We start from the raw sequence: 24,123 nt of genomic DNA, 5'->3' as shown, positions 1-24,123 counted from the left end.
ATGATCCGCCACATCGTTCTGACCAAATTCCGCGCCGACATCGCACAGGGCGAAATCGACAGCCTGTTTGCCAAGCTGGCGGACCTGCAAAACCACATCCCCGGCATGCGCGGCTTTGATGGCGGCGTCTCGGTCAGCCCGGAGGGGCTGGAACAAGGCTTCCGGCACGGATTTTCAATTGATTTTGAGGATGCCGCAGCACGCGACGCCTATCTGGAACATCCAGAGCACAAGGCCTTGGGCGGGCAGTTGGTTGGGCTGCTGGAGGGTGGTGTCGCCGGGTTGGTGGTGTTTGATCTGGTTGTCGAGTGATCTGCGTAGTAGCTAAGTTTCGAACTCAGGCACCTGTTTGCCCACATGAAACCGACTGCTGCGGCATAGCCGGTATCTATGGCACGAAACCCGCTATCAGGAAACCTCGCGCGAGCTCTATGAGCTCCACTGGAGAAAGAAGGTGAACGCGACGGGGCTTAAGAACATGCTGGTCACCGGCCATTCATGCCAATTGGAACTTATTGCTTAAATTCGATTTTCAAGCTTGGATCGGTTTCGAAATTTTCGATAATTTCATTATACCGGGTTACCACGTCCCCGACCGCTGTGCGTCGCCCTTCGGCTGCGAACTTGCCCAGTTCGTACAAGTTGAGAGCTACGAACTGCTCGACCTCGAATACGTCTATGCGATCACCTAGCCCAGCATTCTCAGCCAAGACTTCGGCGGCTGAAAGGCCTCGCGATGTGGTGACAATAATCGGTCGGTGACCGTCATCTATATTGTCGCGGCACCGACCGATAACTGCTTCACCTGGAGCGGTTGTAACGTGCAAGGCTACATCTCCAATAAAGAAATCACCGGCGCGCCCTGATTGTGCGTCCGAAGTAGAAAAGCTGTTGTGCTCAAAGTTGCCAACTCCAAGAGCGCAATCAAGCTTGGCTCCTACCAAATGCTGTAGCACCGCCCCGGCATACTGCATACCTGGTGCATTGCGCTGTCGTTCCTCAGCCTGAACAAGCATGTCACGAACCAAAGTGCGCAAGCTGCGCGAGGCATCAAGGCGTATCTTAAATGGCTTGGCCGAAAAGAATTCATGAACACGTTGAATCCAAAAGGCCTCTACCGCATCGAGATCGACCTGGTTCATTTCGGCCTGTGCATTAAGGAAGGCGACATATTCGCGCATATTGTCGATACTTCCTCGACTAGTACGACCGCCTTCTGCTGCAAGTACTCGAGTAATATCATGCCGTTTGAGAACTGCTTGTACCGCCCCTTTGCCCAGGCCAAGCACTTGGCCTCCCTTTTCAGTTAGCAGTTTATCGGGATCGAGAGGCAGTCCCATTTTGCGGGCGTGCTGGGTTAAGACAAGTGCGACACAAAGTGGGCCTTTACGGGTGAACTTGCGCTCTTTGTTAAATGCTATTAACGCTTCTTTCAAATCATCATCCATTTTATGCTGCTGCCTTTTTCTTCTCATCACGCACAGCTGCAAGCAATGGTTCAAGAAGATGCTCTGCAAGGAAGCGCACCACTGGCACTACTACCCCGTCACCAGCGAGATGGTAGGCCTCATTGTAATTCTTTGGCAGTTGGTATTTATCCGGTAGCCCCATTAGGCGAGCGGCTTCACGTGGAGATAGCAGTCGTGAGCGAACGCGTTTCCCGTCCACAACTATAATAGTTTGGCGGCTAGAGCCACCGCTCGGCGTGCGAAGGCATCCGGCCACATCGTCGAAACGGACTTCGGCGCGCTGCATCTTTTCACCGTTCGGTCCGTCGGCCCGAGTGCGCCTATATATGGTGCCTACCATTCGCCGTCCGGCGTTTTTAGCTGTTTCCACTTTCGCTAAGTTGACGGGGCTCATCATGCCGAGCAGGCGCTTGGTATCAGCGGCTGTGTGCCATTTGACCCCTAATGGCTTATCTTCAACCAAGTCAGCAAAGATCGAAGTCCGTAGTACAGGGGAAGGAAGGTTCCACCATGCCCAAGACTTTTGTGACCTTTGAGAGAGCTTGCCGAATGCTCCGACTAGTGCAGAGGAATGCCATGTATCTCCCGGGCTCTCAGCAAGAAGTTCATCGGGCAAAGTAACAGATGCCTTTCTAGCAGCGATGATAAAAAGGCGTGGGCGCGATTGAGGAACAAAGTGGACCGCATTCATCACCAGAGCGCCAACACGATACCCCCCCCGAGAGAGAGCTGAACAGATTGCGGCAAAATCCTTCCCGCCATGAGAGCTGAGCGCCCCGCAAACGTTTTCAAGAACGATTAAATGAGGTGCGCGATCCTCCTCTTCGAGACGCGTCATGAGCTTCCAGAACGGCCAGAAGGTGCTAGAACGATCACCTTTAAGTCCAGCTCCTCCGCCTGCCAATGACAAATCTTGGCACGGAAATGAAGCCCAGGCGAGATCAGGACGGCCAGGGAGATCATCTGTGGTTAGCTCGGCGACGTCGCCCACATGGAGGTGGTCTCTCCCCCAGTTAAGGGCATAACTGGCTGCTTTCTTGGGATCGAAGTCGTTGGCGAACAGACACTCCCAGTCATTACTTAGCCCTGCCCGGGCCATGCCGCCTCCGGCAAAGAACTCGTAGAAACTGTTCATCCATTCCTCTTGATACGGCTACTTTCCGATAATTTTAGACGGCCCAACCTCTCCTGAATGGCTTCAACTATCCAGGTGCTGCGCGACACGTTGCCCACGCGGAGCGCACACTCAGAATCGATGGCAACCAAAGCCTCCGCTGATAGGGGGAGATTGCTGCGCTGTAAACACTGGTTCTGAGATTCTTGGTGGTTTGTTTTCATGGGAGCCATTATGGCTCCACATTGGCGTAACGTCCATGTCCTTTACTTCCGCTACTCAATTTCTTGTTGAGTATCACAAATGCTTTGGCGAGCATGACAGGGCGTTCAGTAGGTTCTGGCCTGTTTCCGATCTGTCATTGAAAGAGCATACTAAAGATTGAGGTATACGACTAAAAAGGGGACTGTCTACTTTTTAGTCCGTTGCACAACCCGCACCTTGGCAGTAATAGCGGCGGGAAATTAAGTATTAACAGGTCATTTTAGACCGCATTTTACATCACGGCGTTAAATATAAGGCCGCATCTTTATTTGCCGAAAAGACCAAAAGGCAACGCCAATTACAGACGCTGCCTTTCGATTTTGACCGGTGAGGCTCGAGATTCCCGAATATGTGGGAATGACAGTGTGGGGTGGCGGCAGGTTGTGCCGGTCTGATCAGACTGGCTTTGACGTCACCAGATTTGATTTCTGCCGTGGCAAATATTTGCCGTCGCCCTTTTGCCCGATCACTTCGCCGTCCTTCACCACGGTTTTGCCGCGCACGATGGTGTGGACGGGCCAGCCTTTGACGGTGAGGCCTTCATAAGGGCTGTAGTCGCAGCCCTGTTGCAGGATGTCGTTGGTGATGGTGACGGTTTTATTGGGGTCCCAAAGTGCGAGGTCGGCGTCCGAGCCAATGGCGATTGTGCCCTTTTGCGGGTACATGCCGTAAAGCTTGGCGTGGTTGGTCGCGGTGAGTGCGACAAAGCGGTTGAGGTCGATGCGGCCCTTTTGCACGCCTTCGGAAAACAGGATCGGCAGGCGGGTTGCCACACCGGGGATGCCATTGGGGATCCAGCGGAAGCTTTTCTTGCCCTTATCATTGAGCTTGCCTTCCGGGTCGTTAAAGCGGAACGGGCAATGATCGGATGAGAACAGGTCAAACACGCCGCGTTCCAGACCATCCCAACAGGCGTCCTGACTTTCCTTGTCGCGCGGCGGCGGCGAGCAGACGAATTTTGCCCCTTCGAGTTCTTCCTGATCCAGATCATCGGCGGTCAGCATGAGATATTGCGGGCAGGTTTCGCCGACGATCTTGGAACCGCGTACGCGTGCGCGTTCGATTTCTTCCATCGCCTGCTGGTTCGACACATGGACGATGACAATCGGGGTATCGACGATTTCAGCCAGTGACAATGCGCGATGGGTGGCTTCGCGTTCGGCCGCAATCGGGCGGGTTGTGGCGTGGGATTTGGCGGAAAACTCGCCGGCTGCTTCGTGCTGCCCGATCAGGAAGCGAATGGCGTCTTCGTTTTCGCAATGGACCAGCACCAGCGCGCCGGTGTTTTTGGCGGCACTGAGCGTTTCAAGAATTTCATCATCGCGCAGACGCAGGTTTTCATAGGTCATGAAAACCTTGAAGGATGTATAGCCATCCTCGACCAGGGCCGGGAGCTCCTGACCCAGCACAGAAGGTGTCGGGTCGGTGACGATCATATGAAAAGCCACATCAATATGGCATTTGCCGTCCGCCTTGGCGTGATAGACATCAAGCGAATGCCGCAGGCTGTCGCCCTTTTCCTGCATGCAGAATGCGAGGATCGAGGTATTGCCACCAATGGCGGCTGATCGCGTGCCGCTTTCGAAATCATCGGCCATGACGATGCCGTCGCCGGATGGCTGATCAATATGGACGTGGCTGTCGATCCCGCCGGGCATGACATAAAGCCCGGTGGCATCGACAATGTCGTCCGCACCATCAAGGGCGCTCGCGATGGCGGCAATCTTGCCATCAGTGATGCCAAGATCAGCAACATAGGTGTCGCTGGCGGTGACGATGGTGCCGTTTTTGATGATGCGGTCAAACTGCATGATGTGGCCCCTGCCCCCTTATTGATTGGTCGTCGCAAGCAGACGGTCAAACGCCGCGGTCAGTCGGTCCACCTGATCAATCGTGTTGTAGTGCACCATTGAAACACGCACGACGCCAGCATTATCAGACAGGCCCATATATTCGACCAGACGGCGTGAATGGAAATCGCCAAAGCGAATGGCGATGTTTTCCTTGTCAATCGCCTTGCAGATATCCTCGGCATTGCGGTTATCAAAGCGAAACGCAATGGTCGGGATGCGCGTGCCGTCACGGTTATCGTCCTGCCCGATGATGACGCAATCATTGCGGCCACGCAGATAACGCAGCAACCGTTCGGTGAGGTCGTTTTCCTGTGTGGTGATGGCGTCATAGGCGGCAATGATTTTATCGCGCGTGCTGCCGGTCCCGGACGTGTCTCCCATGGCCTTTTCACCCAGTTCGACCAGATATTCGACAATGCCGCAGACGGAATAGGCGATTTCGTAGCTGGGGTTGCCGGGCTCAAGCTTTCCGGGGACTTTGTCCTTGCCGTAGAAATAATGATAAAGCGTATCAAGTTCGAGCAGCAGGTCATATTTGCCAAACATCAGCGCCCCATGCGGGCCGTATGTTTTATAGAGGCTAAAGACATAATAGTCGGCGTCAAAGGCCTTAACATCCACTGCACGGTGCGGGGCATAGGCGACGGCATCGATGCAGATTTTGGCACCCTTGGCATGGGCGTAATCGGCAAATTCGCGGATCGGATTGATTTCGCCAATGATGTTCGACACATGGGTGACGCAGACCAGTTTGGTCTTGTCGCTCATCACGGCCTTGAGACCATCAAGGGTCAGGCGGCCGGTTTTGACATCGGGTTCCCAGAAACGGATATTGATGCCGAATTCCTCAAGCGCCACCCAGGGTCCGATATTGCTTTCATGATCGCCGATGGTAACGACAATCTCGTCGCCCGGTTTGAACTGGCTGCGCATGGCGCGCGCAAGGTTTTGCATCAAAACCGTGGTTGACGGGCCGAAAATGATTTCCTCGGGCCGCGAAGCATTAACCCACTGGGCGGCGGCCTTGCGGGCGTCCATCAATGCCTCTGCCGCCTTTTGGGAGACTTCGTAGGAGCCGCCAATCTGCACATTGCGATCAAGCAGGAAGCTGTTGATGCGATCGAGCGCCTTGGTCAGGATTTGCGATCCGCCGGCATTGTCAAAAAAGGTCCAGCCATTGGCGAGTGCTGGAAACTGGCTTTGGACATAGTCCATATCAAGGGGACGTTGATCTGCCATTGAAGGCATCCTCCGATAGATTTCTGTTTTATTTTAATGGTCGAGAACGGCGTGGAGGAAGTTCCGTGTGCGTTCTTCCTTGGGGGCATCGAAAATTTCGCTGGGCGTTCCGGCCTCGATAATCGCACCGCCATCCATGAACAGGACGCGATCGGCGACCTGTCGGGCAAAGCCCATTTCATGGGTGACCACGACCATGGTGACCCCGGTCCCGGCGAGCTTTTTCATGACATCGAGAACCTCGCCCACCATTTCGGGATCAAGGGCGGAGGTCGGTTCATCAAACAGAAGCACGCGCGGTTCCATGGCCAAAGCCCGGGCAATCGCCACGCGCTGTTGCTGCCCACCCGATAGTTGGGCGGGATATTTATCGGCCTGAACCGAAATGCCGACACGCTCAAGCAAATCGCGGGCGCGTTTTTCGGCATCAAGCTCTGACATTTTGCGCACCCGGATCGGGGCCAGCATGACATTGCGCAGCACGGTCATGTGCGGAAACAGGTTGAACGACTGAAACACCATGCCGACTTCAGCCCGGACCTGATCCAGATCGGGACCGGGGCGCACCGGAATGCCATCGACGGTGATTTCGCTGCCGTCCTCAAACGGTTCGAGATGGTTGATGCAGCGGATCAGGGTTGATTTGCCGGAACCCGACGGGCCGACGACGCACAGCACTTCGCCTTGTTCGATATCAAGATCAATGCCGTGCAGGGCCACGAACTGGCCATAGGTCTTGCGCAGGTTGGAAATTTTGATCAATGGCGCTTTCATCAGGCTCTCCCGCGGCTAAAACGTTTTTCAAGATGCGCGACATAGCGCACCATCGGCAGCAGCAGGATCAGATAGATCACGGCAGCGCCGATCAGCGGCGTCGGGTTGGCGGAAAGCGCCTGTGCCTGGGTCGCCTGTTTGAGCAGGTCGGGCATGGCAACAACCGATGCCAGTGCGGTGTCCTTGAGCACATTGATGCAGTTATTGGTCAGCGGCGGGATGACGATGCGGATCGCCTGGGGCAGGATGACATCGGTCATGATGTAGCGGTTTGAAAGACCCAACGCGCTTGAGGCTTCGAACTGACCCTTGGGGATGGCTTCGATCCCGGCACGGAAAATCTCGGCGGTATAGGCCGACGAGACCAGTGTCAGGGCTGTTACGGCCGAGAAGAAGGGCGAGAGGCGAACGCCAACAAAGGGCAGCGCGTAATAAACAATAATCAGCAACACCAGAAGCGGGATCGAGCGGAAGACATCGATATAGGCCCGCACAAGCCCGGTCACGACCGGCCCGGCATAGAGCCGCAGCACGGCCAGAAACAGCCCGCCGATCAGACCGGCAATGATGCTGGTTGCGCCAATCCCGATGGTGACAAGCAAGCCGTTCATAAGCTGCGGCAGGCTTTGCATCAGGACGGGAATGTTAAAGAAAGTCGAAAATAAATCCATTTTACCACCAGGTCAGGTTGCCCCGCCGACGACACCGGGAGCGGATTGGCATCATCGGCAGGGATGATCAGCGATATGCGCGATTATTTAAGGGTCGGCATATCGAGGACCTTGACGGTCGAGGTGGTGTCTTCTGGCGTTGCACCGAACCAGGTTTCATGCAGACCGGCGATGAAGCCTTCTTTTTTCAGCTCGGTGATAACGTCGTTAACTTCGGTTGCGAGTGCCGCATCCTTGTTAAACATGATCGAGTATTTTTCACCGGTCGTGATGCGTTCGACCACTTTAAGGGCCGGCTTGTCCTTGACGTAATAGAGCAATGCCGGGATGTCGCTGATATAGCCGTCAATACGACCGGCTTGCAGATCAAGCATGGCCGGTGACAGGCCTTCGTAACGGCGGACATCGGCAATGCCGTATTCGCCGCCATTTGCGGTGACCCACATATCGCCTGTGGATCCGGTATCAACACCAACAACCTTGCCATCCATGGTAGCCAGGCCGGTCACACCGCCTTCTGCGGTGGCGGTCAGGGACTGGTCACTGTCGTAATAAGGCTGTGCGAAGGTCACAGACTCAAGGCGCTTGTCGGTGATGGTGATCGAGGATACTGCCATGTCGATGCGGCCCGACTGGACCGCCGGGAACAGTCCGTTGAACGGGATGTTCACAAACTCGACCGACTTGCCAAGGCGGCTTGCGATTTCATTGACGAGATCGACTTCGAAACCGACCACGGTGCCGTCAGCTTCTTCGAATTCCCACGGCACGTTGCCGATATTGGCACCAACGGTCAGGTCTGCTGCGTTTGCGGATGCCAGTGAGGACACGGCAAGAACGCCGCCAACGACGCTGGACGTCAGAAAGTTGAGAAACTTCATTATGATTTCCTTGTGTTTTTAGCCTACCCTGAGATACTTCTGGTCTAACTGGTCAGACCAGTCAGGCCAGACAAACATATTTGGATGATACGCGCAAGATTGTTTGTGCAAAAATGAGTCAGATTTGCTTTGATACCGACAACTGAGCAAAAAATACACAAGAAGGACACGAGGGAATGTTCAACCGCACGCCGCTGCCGCAAACGGTCGCACGCCAAATTCAGGACATGATCCAGAATGGCGAACTGACCCCGGGCGACAAAATCCCATCCCAGCGCGAATTCGCGCAGAAATTCGGCATTTCCCGGGCTTCCTTGCGCGAAGCACTTCTGACCCTTGAAACACTTGGCCTGATCAAGACCGAAGCCGGGCGCGGCACCTTTGTGACCGACCCTGCCAGCCGCGCCAAGGCCGACATGGCACCGTGGCGCTATTCGGAAAGCCACAGTGTTTTTGACGTGTTCCAGACGCGCATGATCTTGGAAAGTGAAATCGCGGCGCTGGCCTGTGGACGCCTGACTGCAACGCAGCTTGAGGCGATGGAAGACGCCACCAACCGCATGGAAAAATGCTGGGCAGAACAGGACCTGATTGCCAATGTCGAGGCCGATCTGGAATTCCACGCAACGATTGTTGAGGCATGCTCCAACAGCATGATGCGCGAACTTTATCAGGCGGTGCGCGACAAGATCACCGAAACCCAGCGCCAGCCGATCCCGATCACCGATCCCGAACGCATGCGCGCATCCATCGGCGAGCACCGCAAAATCATCAAAGCGCTGCGCGACAATGACGCCGAACGCGCCCGGCGCGAAATGCAGGCCCACGTCCGCAACACCGCACGCTGTGCCGGGTTGCAGACGTAGTCTCCTCCACCGCCTACATCAAAGAAACGGCAGCATCTTGGTGATGTGATCGGCAAACGCGTCCATCGCCGGGCTTGGATTAATTTCGGATTTCAGGACGCGCAGGCCCAGTTTCGGCAAGGGTGGCAGCGGCGATTTCAGGATGAAAAGATCGCTCGGCACCGCCTTTTGCATCATCACACTGATGGCGAGGCCCGAGCGCGTCACCGCAATCAAACCCGCCAGGCTGTTGCTGGCGTAGGCGATCTGGTAGGGCAGCTTCGCACTTTCCATCGCATCACGGGCGGATCGATGATCAAGGGCGTTGGCGGCGGCCAGTGCCAGCGGGATCGGGCTTTGCGGATCGGTATTCTGGTTGAAATCATGCAGTTCCAGCGTCGGTTTGCTACCGACCCAGGCGAGTTGTTCGGTGCGGATAAAGTCACCGCCGGGCGTTATATCCGGGGTGGAGACCAGCGCCATGTCGATCTGGCGCGCATGCAGGAGTTTCTGCAATTCCGGCGTCGGGGCCGACACCACCCGGATTTCAATATCGCGATGGATCGCGCCAAAACTTTTGAGCAAGGCCGGGAAAAAGGCAATCAGATAATCTTCGGGGCAGCCAAAGGTGATGGCACCGCGCAATCCCTGATCGGAAAAGCTTGAGACCGCATCATCGTGCAGGCGCAAGATGCGTTCGGCATAGCCCAGAAACCGCTCCCCCGCCCCGGTCAACCGCACGCCACTGCCCGACCGATGAAAAAGGCTTTGACCCAGGGCATCTTCAAGTCGCTGGATCTGCATGGTCACAGTTGACTGGGTGCGCCCGACCTGAATGGCAGCCGCACTGAGTGTGCCAGCATGGGCGGCGCGAACAAAGGTTGTTAGCAGTTTGAGATCAAGCAGCGCCTGCATGCGGGGCTCCGTCCATTACAGCCATCAATATTTTTGATACCGGAGTGCAAGCATTATCAATTTTACCGCTTTCGCGCCACAAGATAGGCTTTTCCCATCAAATGTTTGGACCGGCACAGGGGAAAGATCATGTCACGCAACGACGATGCCGCCTTTTGGCAAAGCGCCAATAACCACCTGATCCGTTATGGCAGCCCGTTTGATCCGGCGATCATCGAACGCGCCAAGGGATCATATGTGTATGACGCCGACGGTCGGGCGATCCTTGATTTTACATCGGGGCAAATGTCGGCGGTTCTCGGCCATGGCCACCAGCGCATTGTCGAGACCGTGCAGCGGCAGGTCGAAACCGTCGCGCACCTGTTTAGCAGCATGCTGACCCGGCCGGTGGTGGAGCTGGCCGAACGGCTGGCAGCCCTTGCCCCGGGGTTGGAAAAGGTTTTGTTCCTGTCAACGGGCGCCGAAAGCAACGAAGCGGCCATTCGCATGGCGAAGCTTGTCACCGGCAAGCATGAGATCGTGGCGTTTTCCAAAAGCTGGCACGGCATGACCGGGGTGGCGGCATCGGCGACCTATAGTGCCGGGCGCAAGGGATATGGCCCGGCCGCCGTCGGATCGTTTGCCATTCCGGCCCCCAATGCATTTCGCCCGCGCTTCAAACATCCCGACGGGTCGCTTGACTGGCAGACGGAGCTTGATGATGCGTTCGAGCTTCTGGATGCGCAATCGACGGGTAATCTGGCGGCGTTCGTCGCCGAGCCGATCTTATCGAGCGGCGGGATCCTTGAGCTGCCGAAGGGCTACCTCGCAGCCCTTAAAAAGAAATGCGAAGAGCGCGGGATGCTGCTGATCCTCGACGAGGCACAAACCGGCATTGGACGCACCGGCGACATGTTTGCGTTTCAACGTGACGGGGTGACACCCGATATCCTGACATTATCCAAAACCATCGGGGCGGGATTGCCGTTATCGGCGGTAATGACCACGCCGGAAATTGAGCAGGCCGCCTATGAAAAGGGGTTCCTATTTTACACCACTCACGTGTCCGACCCCCTGCCCGCCGCAGTTGGCTTGACGGTTCTGGATGTGGTGCGCGACGAGAAGCTGGTCGAACGCGCCAGCCAGATGGGCGCGCAGCTTTTTGAGGGGCTGTCCGCGATCAAGGATCAATATGCGTGCGTCGGCGATGTGCGCGGGCGCGGGTTGCTTTTGGGGATGGAGATCATCAAGGAGACCGGTAATCGCGAACCCGATCACGACATGGGGGCTGCCATCATGGCCGAGGCGTTCAAGCGCGGGCTGAGTATGAATATCGTCAAGATGCCGGGCATGGGTGGCGTGTTCCGCATTGCCCCGCCACTGACCATCAGTTCAGAGGAACTCGATCAGGGCATTTCGATCATTGGTGATGCCGTGAAGGCGTGCGTTGCGCGCTAGGACCTAACAACTTCTCGCCCCTCCCCTTGTGCCACCGCACGGAAAACGGCGTCCTGATGTCTCGGGACGCCGTTCTTTATTCTAGCCCTTGCGGAGCGTGATCACGGTGAGTTCGCCGGGCACGCCGACCCGGATGGCGAAGCCCGGCCATTGGGCGGTGCCGTTATTGACGTAAAGCTGCATGTCCTCGATGTCATACATGCCCGATACAAAGCCGCCATTGAGCATGGCAACGATATTGTCAAAGCCCCATACCATGCCGCCATGGGTATGGCCGGAAAGTTGCAGATCGACACCCAGTGGTGCGGCATCACGGGCCATTTTCGGTTGATGATCAAGCAGGATTACCGGGGCGTTTTCCGGGCGGCCTTCCAGTGCCTTGGCAACATCGGGTTCAGGGCGGTCCGTGTTGCCAGCACGAAGGTCGGTGACGCCGGCGATGGTCAGTTGCCCCCCATCGCGATCGAGAACGATATGGTCGTTTTCAAGGGTCAGCATATTGAGCCCGCCATAGTGGCGCATCCAGTTTTCATAGCCGAAATAGTATTCGTGATTGCCCGGAATGGTGATGACGCCATCAGGGGCGACAAGATCATGAAGCGGCTGCACATCATCATAGCGCAGCGGCAATTCACCATCGATCAGATCGCCGGTGATCACGATCAGGTCCGGCTCAAGGGCATTGGTTTTTTCAACCACCTCCGCCACCCACGGGCGTTCATAGAGCTTGCTGATATGAAGGTCGGTGAGCTGGACAATGCGATAGCCATCAAAACTGTCAGGCAGGTCACGGATGGTGACATCCATTTCCTTGACGTCGGGTACGCGCATGCCTTCTGCCACGCCAAAGCAGGCCAATGCGATGGCCGCGAATGACATGACGGTGCGCAGGATTTTGGGCGGGTGCTGCTTGCGGCGCAGGATCACCCAGCGCAGCAAAAGACCGATCAGGTCATAGGCGAGTTGGAACCACACCAGGAAGAAAATCACGCCGAATGCCACGTTGAAGGCGACAACAATCGGCTGCGGGAATTCCGGCAAGAACATGCTGCCAAAAGCGATGCGGGAATAGAGATGATGATGGGATCCGATCAGCAAAAGCACGCCAAAGGTGATCTTTGCCCAGCGCGGCCATGCCAGATAGCGCACGTGACGCACAAGAACATACAAACAGGCAAGAGCGACATTGATGTGAAAAAACAGCACCGGACAGACAATCCTTTGAAAACAAATGAGGCGTCGCGCAATATAGCCGAAACGAGCGGAACAATCGCAACCATTCACTTAAACGTCTGAAACAGGTGATTGGTTTTCAAAAAAGATTGCGCAACATCAAAGCCCGGCCAATCTCAATCATCTAGGATCATTCCAGAGAGTATTGCGTTGCACAATTGCAAGAGCAATACTCGTTGAAATTGTTGACCAAGTTGCGTCGCGCAGTGCCCTGTCCCTGCGCCCTGCTTTGGTCCGCCCCGTCGTCGGAGAATGGAATGAAAAGCTTGCGTGCCGTGTTGATCGTTCTTGTGGTGATTGCCGCTGCCGCCGGGGGTGGATATGCCTATTGGCAGGCACAGCAATCAGACCTGCCTGACTATATCGCATCAGGCAATGGCCGGATTGAGGCCGAGGAAATCCGGGTGGCGACCAAATATGCCGGTCGGGTGGAAGAAGTCCTGGTCGAAGAAGGCGATCAGGTCACCCGTGGACAGGTATTGGCGCGCATGGATACCGCCGAACTGATGGCCAGCCGCGCCCGTGCCCGTGCGGAAGTCGCGAGTGCTGAACAGGGCATTGCCGAGGCCCAGGCCCAGATCGTGCAGCGCGAAAGCGAGCTTTCCCTGGCCGAGCAGCAGCTTTCCCGCGCCGAAGAGCTTGTGAAAAACAACAACATTTCCCAACAGGAAGTCGATCAGCGCCGCGCGGATCGCGACATTGCCAAGGCGGCCCTGACCGCCGCCAAGGCGCGCCTGACCAGCTCGCGCCTGAATGTGGCTGCCGCATCGGCCGAGCTGGACGGCATTGAAGTTCAGATTGATGATTCGGTCCTTAAGGCCCCGCGCGATGGCCGGGTGCAATATCGCCTTGCCGAACCGGGCGAGGTTCTGGCTGGTGGCGGGCCGGTGATCACGATGATTGATCTGACCGATGTCTATATGAATGTGTTCCTGCCGACCCGTCAGGCGGGGCTGGCCTTTGTTGGCAATGAAGCACGGATCATTCTGGATGCCGCGCCAAGCGTTGTCATCCCGGCCAAGGTATCGTTCGTCGCCGATGATGCGCAATTCACCCCGCGAGAGGTCGAAACACGGGCAGAACGCGACAAACTGATGTTTCGCGTCAAGGTGCGGATCGATCCGGAATTGCTGACCAAGCATATCAAACGGGTGAAAACCGGCCTGCCCGGTGAAGCCTATGTCATGCTGGCTGATCATAATAACTGGCCGGATGGTTTTGCGCCGAATGTTCCCGATGACGCGACCCTGCGTCAGGCCGGGCAATAGAGCGCCGCGCAATGGTGCAAAACACCGAGACCACAAACCAAACGGATCAGATTGCCGTGCGCCTTGAAGCGGTGTCGCACCGCTATGGCAAGGTCACCGCCCTTGATGGTATCAGCCTTGAAATTCCGGTCGGGCAGACGGTCGGCTTTATCGGCCCCGATGGTGTGGGCAAATCAAGTGCGCTGGCCCTGATATCGGGGGCGCGCAAGGTGCAGGACGGCACCGTCGAAACGCTTGGCGGATCCATGAAGGACGCCAAGCACCGCAACGCGATCCTGCCGCGTATTGCCTATATGCCCCAGGGGCTTGGCAAGAACCTGTATATGGATCTGACGGTGCGCGAGAACCTCGCATTTTTTGGTCGCCTGTTTGGTCAGGGCAAGCGTGAGCGCGATGAACGCATTGCACGGCTGGTCGCCGCGACGGGGCTTGATCCCTTTACCGAGCGCCCGGCAGGCAAGCTTTCGGGCGGGATGAAGCAGAAACTTGGTCTGTGCTGCGCGCTGATCCATGATCCCGATATCCTGATCCTTGATGAACCGACCACCGGTGTTGATCCCCTGTCGCGTCAGCAATTCTGGCAGTTGATTGATGCCATCCGCGAAACCCAAAGCGACATGACGGTTCTGGTTGCCACCGCCTATATGGACGAGGCCGCACGCTTTGACCGGTTGATTGCGATGAATGATGGCAAGGTGCTGGCGACCGGCACGGCGGACGAGATTTTGCAACGCACCGGATCGGAAACGCTTGAGGCGGCCTTTATTGCGCTTCTGCCCGAAGACCAACGCAAAGACCATCATGAACTGAGCATTCCCGAACGCACCATTCATGGCGATACGCCCGCCATCGTTGCCGAACATCTGACCAAGAAATTTGGTGATTTTACCGCGGTCGATGATGTCAGCTTCCGGATTGAAAAAGGCGAGATTTTCGGATTTCTCGGATCAAATGGCTGTGGCAAGACCACGACCATGAAGATGCTGACCGGGCTTTTGAATGCGACCGAGGGCACAGCCGAGCTGTTTGGCAAGCCGGTCGATGGCAAGGATATCGCACTGCGTAACCGGGTTGGCTATATGAGCCAGGCCTTTTCGCTGTATTCCGAACTGACCGTGATGCAGAACCTTGAGCTGCATGCGCATCTGTTTCACATCCCCAAGGACAAGATCAAATCCCGGATTGACGCGCTTTCCGAGCGGTTCGGGCTTGGCCCCTATCTTGAAGATCTGAGCGAACGGTTGCCGCTTGGCGTGCGCCAACGCCTGTCGCTGGCGGTTGCGATCATTCACAGCCCGGAAATCCTGATTTTGGACGAGCCGACATCGGGCGTTGATCCGGTCGCACGTGACGGGTTCTGGGAATTGCTGGTCGAGCTTTCGCGTGATCAGGGGGTGACGATTTTCATTTCCACCCACTTCATGAACGAGGCGGAGCGATGTGATCGCATTTCGCTGATGCATGCGGGCAAGGTTTTGATCAGCGATACGCCCGATGCGATCACCCGGGGGCGCGGCTGCGACACACTGGAAGAAGCCTTTATCAGCCATCTTGAGGAAGCAGATGGCAGTGAAGAGGAAGCCACTTCTCCCCCTGCCCCGCAGGAGACGCTTGCCAATGATGACACTGCCAAGGGCGACTGGAAGCCAGCCCATGCGTCCCTGTTCAGTTTCCGGCGGTTATGGGCCTATTCGCTGCGCGAGACCATGGAACTGGTGCGCGATCCGATCCGGTTGATGTTTGCCTTGATTGGCACCGCTATCCTGATGCCGGTATTTGGCTGGGGCATTACATTTGATGTTGAAAACCTGACCTATGCGGTGCTGGACCGTGACCGCAGCCAGGAAAGCCGCACCTATATCGAAAACCTTTCGGGATCGCGCTATTTCGAGGAACAAGAACCGCTTGCCAGTATTGACGACCTTGAAGCCCGGATGCTGTCGGGCGAGATCACGCTGGCGATTGAAATCCCGCCCGGCTTCGGGCGCGATGTTGGTCGCGGGGCCAGCCCGGAAATCGGGGCGTTTATTGACGGCTCCATGCCGTTTCGCGCCGAAACCATTCATGGCTATGTCGAAGGCATTCATCAGCGGTATTTAAGCGAACATCTTAAACGCGAGATTGGCAGTGCGGATATGGGCCTGCCGATGCGTATCGAGACGCGTTATCGCTATAATCAGGATTTCAAAAGCATCTATGCCATGGTGCCATCCGTGATTGCGTTGCTGTTGATGTTTATTCCAGCGGTTTTGATGGCGGTCGGCGTGGTGCGCGAAAAGGAATTGGGATCAATCACCAACCTTTATGTCACCCCGGTTTCCAAGCTTGAGTTTTTGTGGGGCAAACAGTTGCCCTATATCGGGCTGGGTCTGATCAACTTTTTCCTGATGAGCGCGATGGCGCTGTTCTGGTTTGAGGTGCCATTGCTTGGCAATGGCCTTACCCTTCTGATCGGGGCGATCCTGTTTGTCACAGCGACGACCGGCCTGGGGCTTTTGATTTCGTCCTTTACCAACACACAAATCGCGGCCCTTTTCGGGACGGCAATTGCGACCATGGTGCCGTCCGTGATGTTTTCGGGGATGATGCAGCCGGTATCAAGCCTTGAAGGTGTGCCCGTCTTGCTTTCAACCATCATTCCGACATCACATTTCATGTCGATTAGTGTCGGCACCTTTACCAAGGCGCTTGGCTTTGCAGAGCTTTATCCTGAACTGATCAGCCTTCTGGTCTTCTTCCCGGCATTGACCGTGCTTTCGATGCTGCTTCTCAAAAAGCAGGAGGTGTAAGGATATGCTTGGCAGACGGATCAGCAATATCTATCGCCTTGGCATCAAGGAGCTTTTCAGCCTCAGACGCGACATGGTGCTTATGGCGCTGATTGTCTGGGCGTTTTCCTTTGCGATTTATAACGCTGCCACCGGCTTTTCCCATGATTTGCGCCGTGGATCGATTGCCATTGCTGATCTGGATGGCTCGGCCCTGTCGCTGCGCATTTCGGATGCCTTTTTGCCCCCGTATTTTCAAGAGCCAGTCCGCATTGCCGAGCGCGATATCGATGCGGCGATGAATAGCGGTGAATTTACCTTTGTGCTGGTGATCCCGCCGCGTTTTGAGGCCGATGTGGTTTCGGGACGTGATCCGGAAGTGCAGCTTAACATCGATGCCACCGCCATGATGCAGGCCGGGATTGGCCAGAGCTATGTCAGCAACATCATCGCGCAGGAGGTCTCGACCTGGCTTGGCGGCAAGTCGGCCTGGGCCGGGCAGAAACGGTCTGATGCCGCAACCATCGTGACGCGTTATGCCTATAACCAGAATGTGAAAAGCGAATGGTTTACCAGCACGATGGAGATCATCAATGCGATCACGATGCTGTCGATCATTCTTTCGGGGGCGGCCCTGATCCGCGAACGCGAACATGGCACGATCGAGCACCTTCTGGTGATGCCGCTGAACCCCTATGAGATCATGCTGGCAAAGGTCTGGGCCAACGGGCTTGTCATTCTGATTGCCTGCATGCTGTCGCTTGTTTTCGTGGTCGAGCTGGTGCTGGGCGTGCCGATTGCCGGATCAAAGCTGTTGTTCATGGGCGGTGTGGTGATTTATCTGTTCTTTGCCACCGCCTTGGGCATTTTCCTGGCCACCATGACGCGCTCCATGCCGCAATTTGGCCTGTTGTTCATTCTGGTGGTGTTGCCATTACGGTTGCTTTCGGGGGGCAGCACGCCGCTTGAAAGCATGCCCGAGGAACTTCAGAACATCATGCAATTCTCGCCCGCGACGCATTTTGTGAAGTACGCGCAGGCCATCCTGTTTCGCGGGGCGGGCATTGACGTGGTCTGGCCGGAATTCCTGCTGGTGTTCGCGATTGGTGCTGGCTTCTTTGCGTTTAGCGCCATGCGGTTCAGGAAGAGTATTGCGCAGATGCGTTAGGGTGATCCAGATACACAAAATCCCGCGAGCTAACCGCTGCGGGGTGGGAAGTGGTTAATAGTCGAGAATATCATGGAAATTAAGGCTCGCTAATCGATTCTAGTAATAAATAGCAGACTGCATCGTTTCTGCAGCTTGATAGACGTCATGCTCGAAGAACTGCGCATGAGCTGCGCAAACCCTGACAACAGCCCAAGAGCAGCAGGCGGGAATAGAAGAGTCCAGCTTTCCTCCACTTAACGCGCTCTATTGCTCTGAAACAAGGCTCTTCAGAAACCTAAAGATTTCAACCATCGCTAGCGTGTCGCGTTCGCAATATCTTAGCAGCGATTGGGCGATGCCATCTGCTTCTGCCGGTTTCGCTTTGAACAATCGTTCCCAAGCTTCCATTGCAAAAGTACCATCCTGCAACTCAAGATCGTCATATGTGAGATCAGGGCAAATAATCGGGAGTACTTTCTTGATGGACGTAGAGCCATCAAATCGAACGTCTACATATGCCGTCTTAAACACATTCTCCAGATCGACCATCCTGTCGTTCACATCTTTTAGGAAGGTAGCCCTTTCAGGAAACCACTTACCCATCTCCCGGTTCTGTGTTTTCTCAAACGAGGCGTGCCATGAAACAACACTACCTTCGTTTCCAATGTCAGCCACCATTTGCTCGACCAAGCGGTCCGGCAAGCGTGGCTCACGTTCGAGAAATTCTCGGTGTCCTAAGGTGCCATCCTCGCCGACAATATGGACTGAATACTGGAAGGGAAAATGTTTGTGCGGGCTCAACCCATCCAATATCGGAATTGCAGAGGCATAAGATTCGAAATCAAGAAAATAAAGTGGATATCTAAAACCACCAATGAAGTCGCGAATTGACTCTAAATCAATTTGCGGGGCACCCGCTTTTGCGGAACGAACAACAAGCTTCTGCTGCTCGGAAAAGCGATAGTCATCGGGAACATCGTGTAAGTCGAATAACCTTTTCGAAACAAGATTTGCGCGCTGCTTGGCGCTTAGCCTTGGCAAACTGTAAATTGACGAAGTGGGAACGTCGGGATTAAAAACGTAAAACGTATCACAATGGTGCACGCGCGACTTTAACAAGCAAGGACATCCGTTACGTTCAATCTCCTCTAACCGGAGAAGGATTAACGCCTCATCGATCTCTGCATTTGTCTCCTCAACAAGGGCGGCTACTTGCTCCGTAACGTCAGAGAAGACAAGAAGCTCTTCCGGGTTGATTACTCCGTTGCGCTCGTAGCCCCCATTTAGATGAACGATGAAAACGCGGTCAATCCGTAGCCCTGACCGCTCGGCGCAAATCTTCTGAAAGCACGCGTCCTTCAGATGGTTTTGCACAGCGTCTGTTTTGACGCTAGTTGATGATTTAACCTCATAGAGGATGACTTCACCATCGGACACTTTCTCAAGAGCATCGGCACAAGCGTACAACCCCTCTTCGGTTTCAAAAACATGCTGGAAATCTACGGTCCGGCCCCTACCTTCGAAATATTTCTCAACATACCTTTCGACTTCGAAGCCTTCCCGAACGAGCTTCTGTAGAAAAAGCGAAAACTCACCATACGGATATTTCTCCGGTTCGCGCTTCAAGAGCCAAAGCGACTTCGGACAATTAAGAAACTGAATGAAATCCGTCTTAGTAAGTCTCATTGCATCATCATCCAAAAATCTGCTTCCGGCTTGGGGCTAGATGGGAAGTCTGGGATTGGCGATGAAGAAATTGGGTGGCTCGCCAATACCACCCTGTGTGCAACGATCCCGGTTTTGATTCAGAACCGCCGCCGCGCATGTGTGTGCGGCTGCATACAGCCATTAACTGTCTGACGAAGCGCGTGTACCTAATATACCTCTTGGCTACGCTTCGCGTCCAGTTCCTTCCCAAAATCAAATTCGAGCCAGTTCGTGAACCAAAGCTGAGGTCTGTTGCCACCGTCAGTAAACGTGATGATATCCGTCACCAAGGCTGAGTCGCTAACGCCAAATATTTCAAGCGCTTCACGCTTCTTCGGTTCGTCAATATAGGGGCAAGCTATCAGATCGAATAAAAGGAAAACGAGCTCAGCGTCTTTGTGACAGGTCTCCGATTGGCTCCGAATACGCAGCAAGGCAGCATCGACGATGCGGCCTCTCAACTCTTTATATCGGACTTTATCTCGCATGTAGAACAACGCGACTGTGATGGAGAAATAGTTCAGCGATTTAACTGAGCCAATACCCTTTCCCATCACCCCATCCTCAATCCCGAGATAATCGCTTAAGACATTTTCCTCTAGCCAATAATCTCTCCCCAACTCTGAAAGCATTATAAGTAGATAGAGGGTCTCGACCTGCGTCTGCTCTACGCTTGCGTTCTTCTTAAGAATAAAACACGCGTTATCGTATATTTGCTTGTGGACACTATGCACATGCTCCCTGATTACATTTTTTGATTTTAGGAACGTGTTTATCACCTGCAGAACTCGGCACAGTCTAATAGTCGTGTTCACTCTAGGAGAAACAGAATAGATAAAAAATACGAACTCAAGAATACCTTTTACCGCGTTAATAAGCTGATTTTGAGATCTATACCCTTCGGTTACTTTCAGATAATTTTCGAATATTTTCTCACATTTCCTCTCAGCGATGGAAAGTGTATAATTGAGCATATCCTTATACTCAACACCACACGTCTTTATAATGGTCTTAAAGCTTGTAATGAGAGCGTTGGCATTTACGTACACCGACCCCTTAGTCAGAACCGCCCCCTCATCGCCTTCAATTTCCTGCAAGGAAAACTTGATCCTGTCCTCCAGCAACCGCGCAATTTGCTGTTTGGCCATTGTGATTTCGGTGATGATTGGCTTTTCATAAACGACAGCCTTCGCTGCGTTCAGGTACAGCTTGTATTCTTTAAGAGTGTGCTGCAGAAGATCAACAATAACAGTTCTATCTTTGTCATCGTTGAAGAATATAAAATAGTCATCGACGTACCTAAAAATTTCATAGTCCACACGGTTATGAAGAGGATTAACCCCTGTTTCGAGTTTGCGCGATACCTCTCTATCTATTGATTGAAGAATGATCTCTGCAAAAATTCTTGAGAACTCAGGCCCAATAATAATACCGTTCGTCTCACCCAAATTCATATGATGCATCAATTTATCGAATTGGTCTGGAAACGTTCCACCGTTTCGATGAAGGGAATGTTTTTGGGTATCCTTACCAATAACTGCCCAGCCAATCGAATGCGTATAAATGCTGTCAAAGCATTTGGAGATATCGAGCTTGAGGAGCTTGTTGTATTTCTTCTCCGCGCGATGATAGCGATAGGACTCATAGAATTTGTAAATGTTGCTGTAGTCCTTGTAGACGAAGAAAGACTTTAAGCTTTCGTACTCTTGCCCGGACTGCTCGACGATCGAGAGGTCTGTAGCCAGCCGTTCGAAATGAAGGTGGTCCTTGTGGTACTGGAATTTGGCGACCCGTGACGGAGCTCTAATCGTGTAGGTGCTGAGCGAAGTATAGTACAGGATGGTCTCTTTGCACCGATCATAGAAGTCGGCCACCAGAAGTTGACTCTTTGGATGCGGAACACATAATTCCCGGAATTCTGTTTCTTTATGTCTAATCTTAAATGAAAAGGGCGTCATGAAGCGTACCGGACTGGGCTGAGGGCCGCCGCTAAGTCGATAGCGTCGAAAGTTGACCAAGTTTTCACCGACATACCTCTGCTCAGTTGTCAACCGATCAGGGGTGTCAGGAAGCGCAAATAACAGCATTACTATTCTGTCCAGCGCATTGGAACCTTTCAGCCACAATATTGCATTACCCTCGATCGATATTCGATTGCGCAAAACGAAGGCATAGAAATGCCTATTCGAAAAGGAAATCGGTATCTCAAACGGCAGGACATCTGAAAGAAGGCATCGCTCTTTCTTATATGGAAGTCGAATTTTGCTAGGAGACATGTTTCCATACCTCCACTATTTGGGACAAATCTCGCGCCGAAAACTTATGATATTTCCGCGTTTCAAAGCCATTCTTGAAGGAATGTTGCAATAGACGCGCCCCCAATCGAGCGCTTGTTAAAGTGGAAATTTTTGTAGCCAGATAGCTATCTAGTTCGTCAAGGTCATCCAGCTTATTCAGTAATGAATTGGAAAAAAACACACCCGACACGACATTCTTCTTGTTATTCACGAGGCGTGTATTTCCTGTTAAGAAGCGCACCCTCTTCTCTAATAACGTGCGAGCATTCTTTTCCGATTTTTTCGATTTTTTCTCATAAGCAGAAAATGACAAATCAATCCTTTGTTTGTATCTAGCAATCTTTTTATCAGTCATTTTCAGCTCAATAGAGCCAGTGCAGAAAGTAAATTTGTAACCCAAATATTGGACGGAAAGGCCTTGGCTCGGCCACAACTTAAAAATCTCGGTTTTCGTGCGATTTCTCTTTAGTTCAAGTTTTTTGAACGCACTTGCGATTGCTCGCCTGAAACCTAACGTCCCAACGTTCGGAGGAGCGCAAAAGATGATGAAAATATCGTCGACGTAACGTGCATAAAACAGAACACCAGGATAATCTCGAATGGTACGATCAATATCCCGCATATATAGTTCTGCTAAGTAAGCGCTTATGCCGATCCCTCTCGGCAAGCCGACGTCAGCACTTCCAGTCAAGTAGCCGTATTCATAGAGAACCCGTCGTATGAGTTTTTTTGACGCCAATGTCAGGAGAGGATCATCTCTCAGCTTCTTCAGAAGCTGCTTTCTTGGGATGGTCTCATAGAAAGATGAGACATCGGTTCGGATAACATATTTCGGGAACCCATCCCCCAATAGCTCCCTAAGCTGGCAAACGATTTCATGCCTGTTTGCCTGCTTGACCTTATACAGACGCCGGATGTTGTGCTGGAGCTGTTTCATTGCAAAGAAGGTTGAGGCGCTTCGCTTGGCGTTAAAAGCTTTCTGGGGCTTACCAATGTCAACTTCTTCAATTTCGAACGAAAAGCCTTTTGAACCTATTTCTTTGCTTACCTTCTCCAACTCAGCGAGGAGTATTTCCTCTTTTTCCGCCTTGAGTTTTTCAAGTTCGACAGACAACTCGGAGCTCTTAGATTCAAATTCTTCCTCCGTATATTCTGCTTTGGTATTCCTGAGAGACCTCAGTTCGCCTTTACAAACCTCTATCTCCTGCGCTTTTTTTTCCGTATCTGGAAGAAATTCGACTTCCAGATAGTTTCCTTTGCGGTTTTCTATATCCACAATTTTTCGGAAATTGGCGGCTGAAAATGACTGATCTAGCATGGTTCTAGTATCCCCTGCCTTCGGAAGGACATAGAACTAGCTGGGCATTGTTCAAATAGTATTCGCAGGTGCCGACGACCCCAACTCTATTCTTCCCCACAGCTGTATCAATACCGACAGAAGAAAAAAGGAACCATTCGTGCGAGATCGCTGGGCTGCTAAGAATTGATCCGCATTCACCGTTGCATGAGCTTACCAATCGTAACGTGGTCCCAGTCATAACCACCCTCCCCAGGTTTCAATGCTCCCAGCATTACCCCGTGATCAGTACACGGGGTTCCAAAATACATACTCCATTAGAACAGCCTCATTTGGTAGCTGTAAACTCCGAAACCTACTTTTTGCGGGAAATCAGTAGAAGATGCCATTTTCCGCAAAAGGGCTTTCTTGGAAGAAAGCTCTTCTCAAGCCAACAGCGGGGTTAGACGGCATGGTCAAAACGGAGGGGCAGCACGCCGCTTGAAAGCATGCCCGAGGAACTTCAGAACATCATGCAATTCTCGCCCGCGACGCATTTTGTGAAGTACGCGCAGGCCATCCTGTTCCGCGGTGCGGGCATTGATGTGGTCTGGCCGGAATTCCTGCTGGTGTTTGCGATTGGGGCTGGCTTCTTTGCGTTTAGCGCCATGCGGTTCAGGAAGAGCATTGCGCAGATGCGCTAGGGCGTAATCCAGAAACACAAAACCCCGCACGGGAACCCGGCGGGGTGGGAATGGTGGGCCTAACAAGACTCGAACTTGTGACCTCTCGCATGTCAAGCGAACGCTCTAACCAACTGAGCTATAGGCCCGCAAATCCATCTTTCAGAAGACCAAGGCTTCGTGACCGAAAACAATGATCTGTGCCGTTTGCGTCGGCGAGGCGGTATTTAGCCCAAGGCAGGCCTTGGCGCAACCCCAGAAATGGTTTTTTGACAAAAA

General features: G+C 53.6%; 19 protein-coding genes and 1 tRNA gene. 7 read left to right on the top strand and 13 right to left on the bottom strand.

Annotated features, from left to right (window positions below; translation table 11 throughout):
- Positions 1-312, top strand: a complete 312-nt coding sequence (locus FHI25_RS08885) for a Dabb family protein (RefSeq protein ID WP_210516915.1) — start codon at positions 1-3, stop codon at positions 310-312.
- A 200-nt stretch (positions 313-512) separates the two neighbouring features.
- Here the strand turns inward: FHI25_RS08885 and FHI25_RS08880 are convergent, their stop codons facing one another.
- From FHI25_RS08880 to FHI25_RS08850, 7 genes are all read right to left on the bottom strand, one after another.
- Complete coding sequence (locus FHI25_RS08880) at positions 513-1,448, bottom strand: DUF4928 family protein (RefSeq protein ID WP_210516913.1); 936 nt, start codon at positions 1,446-1,448, stop codon at positions 513-515.
- 1 nt (position 1,449) lies between these two features.
- Positions 1,450-2,604: a DNA cytosine methyltransferase gene (locus tag FHI25_RS08875; RefSeq protein WP_210516911.1), complete on the bottom strand. Its 1,155-nt coding sequence runs from the start codon at positions 2,602-2,604 to the stop codon at positions 1,450-1,452.
- A gap of 638 nt (positions 2,605-3,242) precedes the next feature.
- Positions 3,243-4,658: a dihydropyrimidinase gene (gene hydA, locus FHI25_RS08870; protein WP_210516909.1), complete on the bottom strand. Its 1,416-nt coding sequence runs from the start codon at positions 4,656-4,658 to the stop codon at positions 3,243-3,245.
- Positions 4,659-4,676: 18 nt separating this feature from the next.
- Positions 4,677-5,939, bottom strand: coding sequence for a cysteine desulfurase-like protein (locus FHI25_RS08865; protein WP_210516907.1), 1,263 nt, complete (start codon positions 5,937-5,939; stop codon positions 4,677-4,679).
- A 33-nt stretch (positions 5,940-5,972) separates the two neighbouring features.
- Positions 5,973-6,713 carry an amino acid ABC transporter ATP-binding protein gene (locus tag FHI25_RS08860; protein WP_349237989.1) on the bottom strand — a complete coding sequence of 247 codons (741 nt, stop codon included), beginning with the start codon at positions 6,711-6,713 and terminating at the stop codon, positions 5,973-5,975.
- Positions 6,713-7,384, bottom strand: coding sequence for an amino acid ABC transporter permease (locus FHI25_RS08855; RefSeq protein WP_210516905.1), 672 nt, complete (start codon positions 7,382-7,384; stop codon positions 6,713-6,715). Before FHI25_RS08855 ends, FHI25_RS08860 begins: the two co-directional genes overlap by 1 nt.
- Positions 7,385-7,467: 83 nt before the next feature.
- Positions 7,468-8,265, bottom strand: a complete 798-nt coding sequence (locus FHI25_RS08850) for an ABC transporter substrate-binding protein (RefSeq protein ID WP_210516903.1) — start codon at positions 8,263-8,265, stop codon at positions 7,468-7,470.
- A gap of 176 nt (positions 8,266-8,441) precedes the next feature.
- Between FHI25_RS08850 and FHI25_RS08845 the strand changes: the two genes are divergently transcribed.
- A complete protein-coding gene (locus FHI25_RS08845; protein ID WP_210516901.1) occupies positions 8,442-9,131 on the top strand; it encodes a FadR/GntR family transcriptional regulator in 690 nt (229 codons plus the stop codon).
- A gap of 18 nt (positions 9,132-9,149) precedes the next feature.
- On the opposite strand, the gene FHI25_RS08840 is transcribed toward FHI25_RS08845, so the two are convergent.
- Positions 9,150-10,025 (bottom strand): LysR family transcriptional regulator, encoded by an 876-nt coding sequence (locus tag FHI25_RS08840; RefSeq protein ID WP_210516899.1) that lies wholly within the window; start codon positions 10,023-10,025, stop codon positions 9,150-9,152.
- A gap of 129 nt (positions 10,026-10,154) precedes the next feature.
- On the opposite strand from FHI25_RS08840, the gene FHI25_RS08835 reads away from it, so the two are divergent.
- Positions 10,155-11,462, top strand: coding sequence for an aspartate aminotransferase family protein (locus tag FHI25_RS08835; RefSeq protein WP_210516897.1), 1,308 nt, complete (start codon positions 10,155-10,157; stop codon positions 11,460-11,462).
- Between the two features lie 81 nt (positions 11,463-11,543).
- Here FHI25_RS08835 and FHI25_RS08830 read toward each other — a convergent pair whose 3' ends face one another.
- Positions 11,544-12,668 carry a metallophosphoesterase gene (locus tag FHI25_RS08830; RefSeq protein WP_210516895.1) on the bottom strand — a complete coding sequence of 375 codons (1,125 nt, stop codon included), beginning with the start codon at positions 12,666-12,668 and terminating at the stop codon, positions 11,544-11,546.
- 284 nt (positions 12,669-12,952) lie between these two features.
- Here FHI25_RS08830 and FHI25_RS08825 point away from each other — a divergent pair, with 284 nt between their 5' ends.
- From FHI25_RS08825 to FHI25_RS08815, 3 genes are read left to right on the top strand one after another with little or no spacing between them, the layout of a single operon-like run.
- The gene (locus tag FHI25_RS08825; protein ID WP_210516893.1) at positions 12,953-13,963 is read left to right on the top strand and encodes an HlyD family efflux transporter periplasmic adaptor subunit; all 1,011 of its coding nucleotides are present in this window, start codon (positions 12,953-12,955) and stop codon (positions 13,961-13,963) included.
- Between the two features lie 11 nt (positions 13,964-13,974).
- On the top strand, positions 13,975-16,752 hold the full coding sequence (rbbA, locus tag FHI25_RS08820) for a ribosome-associated ATPase/putative transporter RbbA (RefSeq protein ID WP_210516891.1): 2,778 nt from the start codon (positions 13,975-13,977) through the stop codon (positions 16,750-16,752).
- Positions 16,753-16,756: 4 nt separating this feature from the next.
- On the top strand, positions 16,757-17,899 hold the full coding sequence (locus FHI25_RS08815; RefSeq protein ID WP_210516889.1) for an ABC transporter permease: 1,143 nt from the start codon (positions 16,757-16,759) through the stop codon (positions 17,897-17,899).
- 246 nt (positions 17,900-18,145) lie between these two features.
- Here the strand turns inward: FHI25_RS08815 and FHI25_RS08810 are convergent, their stop codons facing one another.
- The 3 genes from FHI25_RS08810 to drt3a form a co-directional block, all read right to left on the bottom strand.
- Positions 18,146-19,582, bottom strand: a complete 1,437-nt coding sequence (locus FHI25_RS08810; RefSeq protein ID WP_210516887.1) for a DUF2779 domain-containing protein — start codon at positions 19,580-19,582, stop codon at positions 18,146-18,148.
- 173 nt (positions 19,583-19,755) lie between these two features.
- Positions 19,756-21,864, bottom strand: a complete 2,109-nt coding sequence (drt3b, locus tag FHI25_RS08805) for an antiviral reverse transcriptase Drt3b (protein WP_210516885.1) — start codon at positions 21,862-21,864, stop codon at positions 19,756-19,758.
- Positions 21,854-23,203 (bottom strand): antiviral reverse transcriptase Drt3a, encoded by a 1,350-nt coding sequence (gene drt3a, locus FHI25_RS08800; protein WP_210516883.1) that lies wholly within the window; start codon positions 23,201-23,203, stop codon positions 21,854-21,856. Before drt3a ends, drt3b begins: the two co-directional genes overlap by 11 nt.
- 467 nt (positions 23,204-23,670) lie before the next feature.
- Here drt3a and FHI25_RS08795 point away from each other — a divergent pair, with 467 nt between their 5' ends.
- The gene (locus FHI25_RS08795; RefSeq protein ID WP_246879017.1) at positions 23,671-23,865 is read left to right on the top strand and encodes a hypothetical protein; all 195 of its coding nucleotides are present in this window, start codon (positions 23,671-23,673) and stop codon (positions 23,863-23,865) included.
- 51 nt (positions 23,866-23,916) lie between these two features.
- On the opposite strand, the gene FHI25_RS08790 is transcribed toward FHI25_RS08795, so the two are convergent.
- A tRNA-Val gene (locus tag FHI25_RS08790) sits at positions 23,917-23,993 on the bottom strand.
- Positions 23,994-24,123 lie beyond the last annotated feature (130 nt).

The sequence above is a fragment of the Thalassospira sp. ER-Se-21-Dark genome (genome assembly GCF_017922435.1).
Classification (GTDB): Bacteria; Pseudomonadota; Alphaproteobacteria; order Rhodospirillales; family Thalassospiraceae; genus Thalassospira.
The sequence above is the reverse complement of the archived record's forward strand: the minus strand, read 5'-3'. Positions and strand labels throughout refer to the sequence as shown.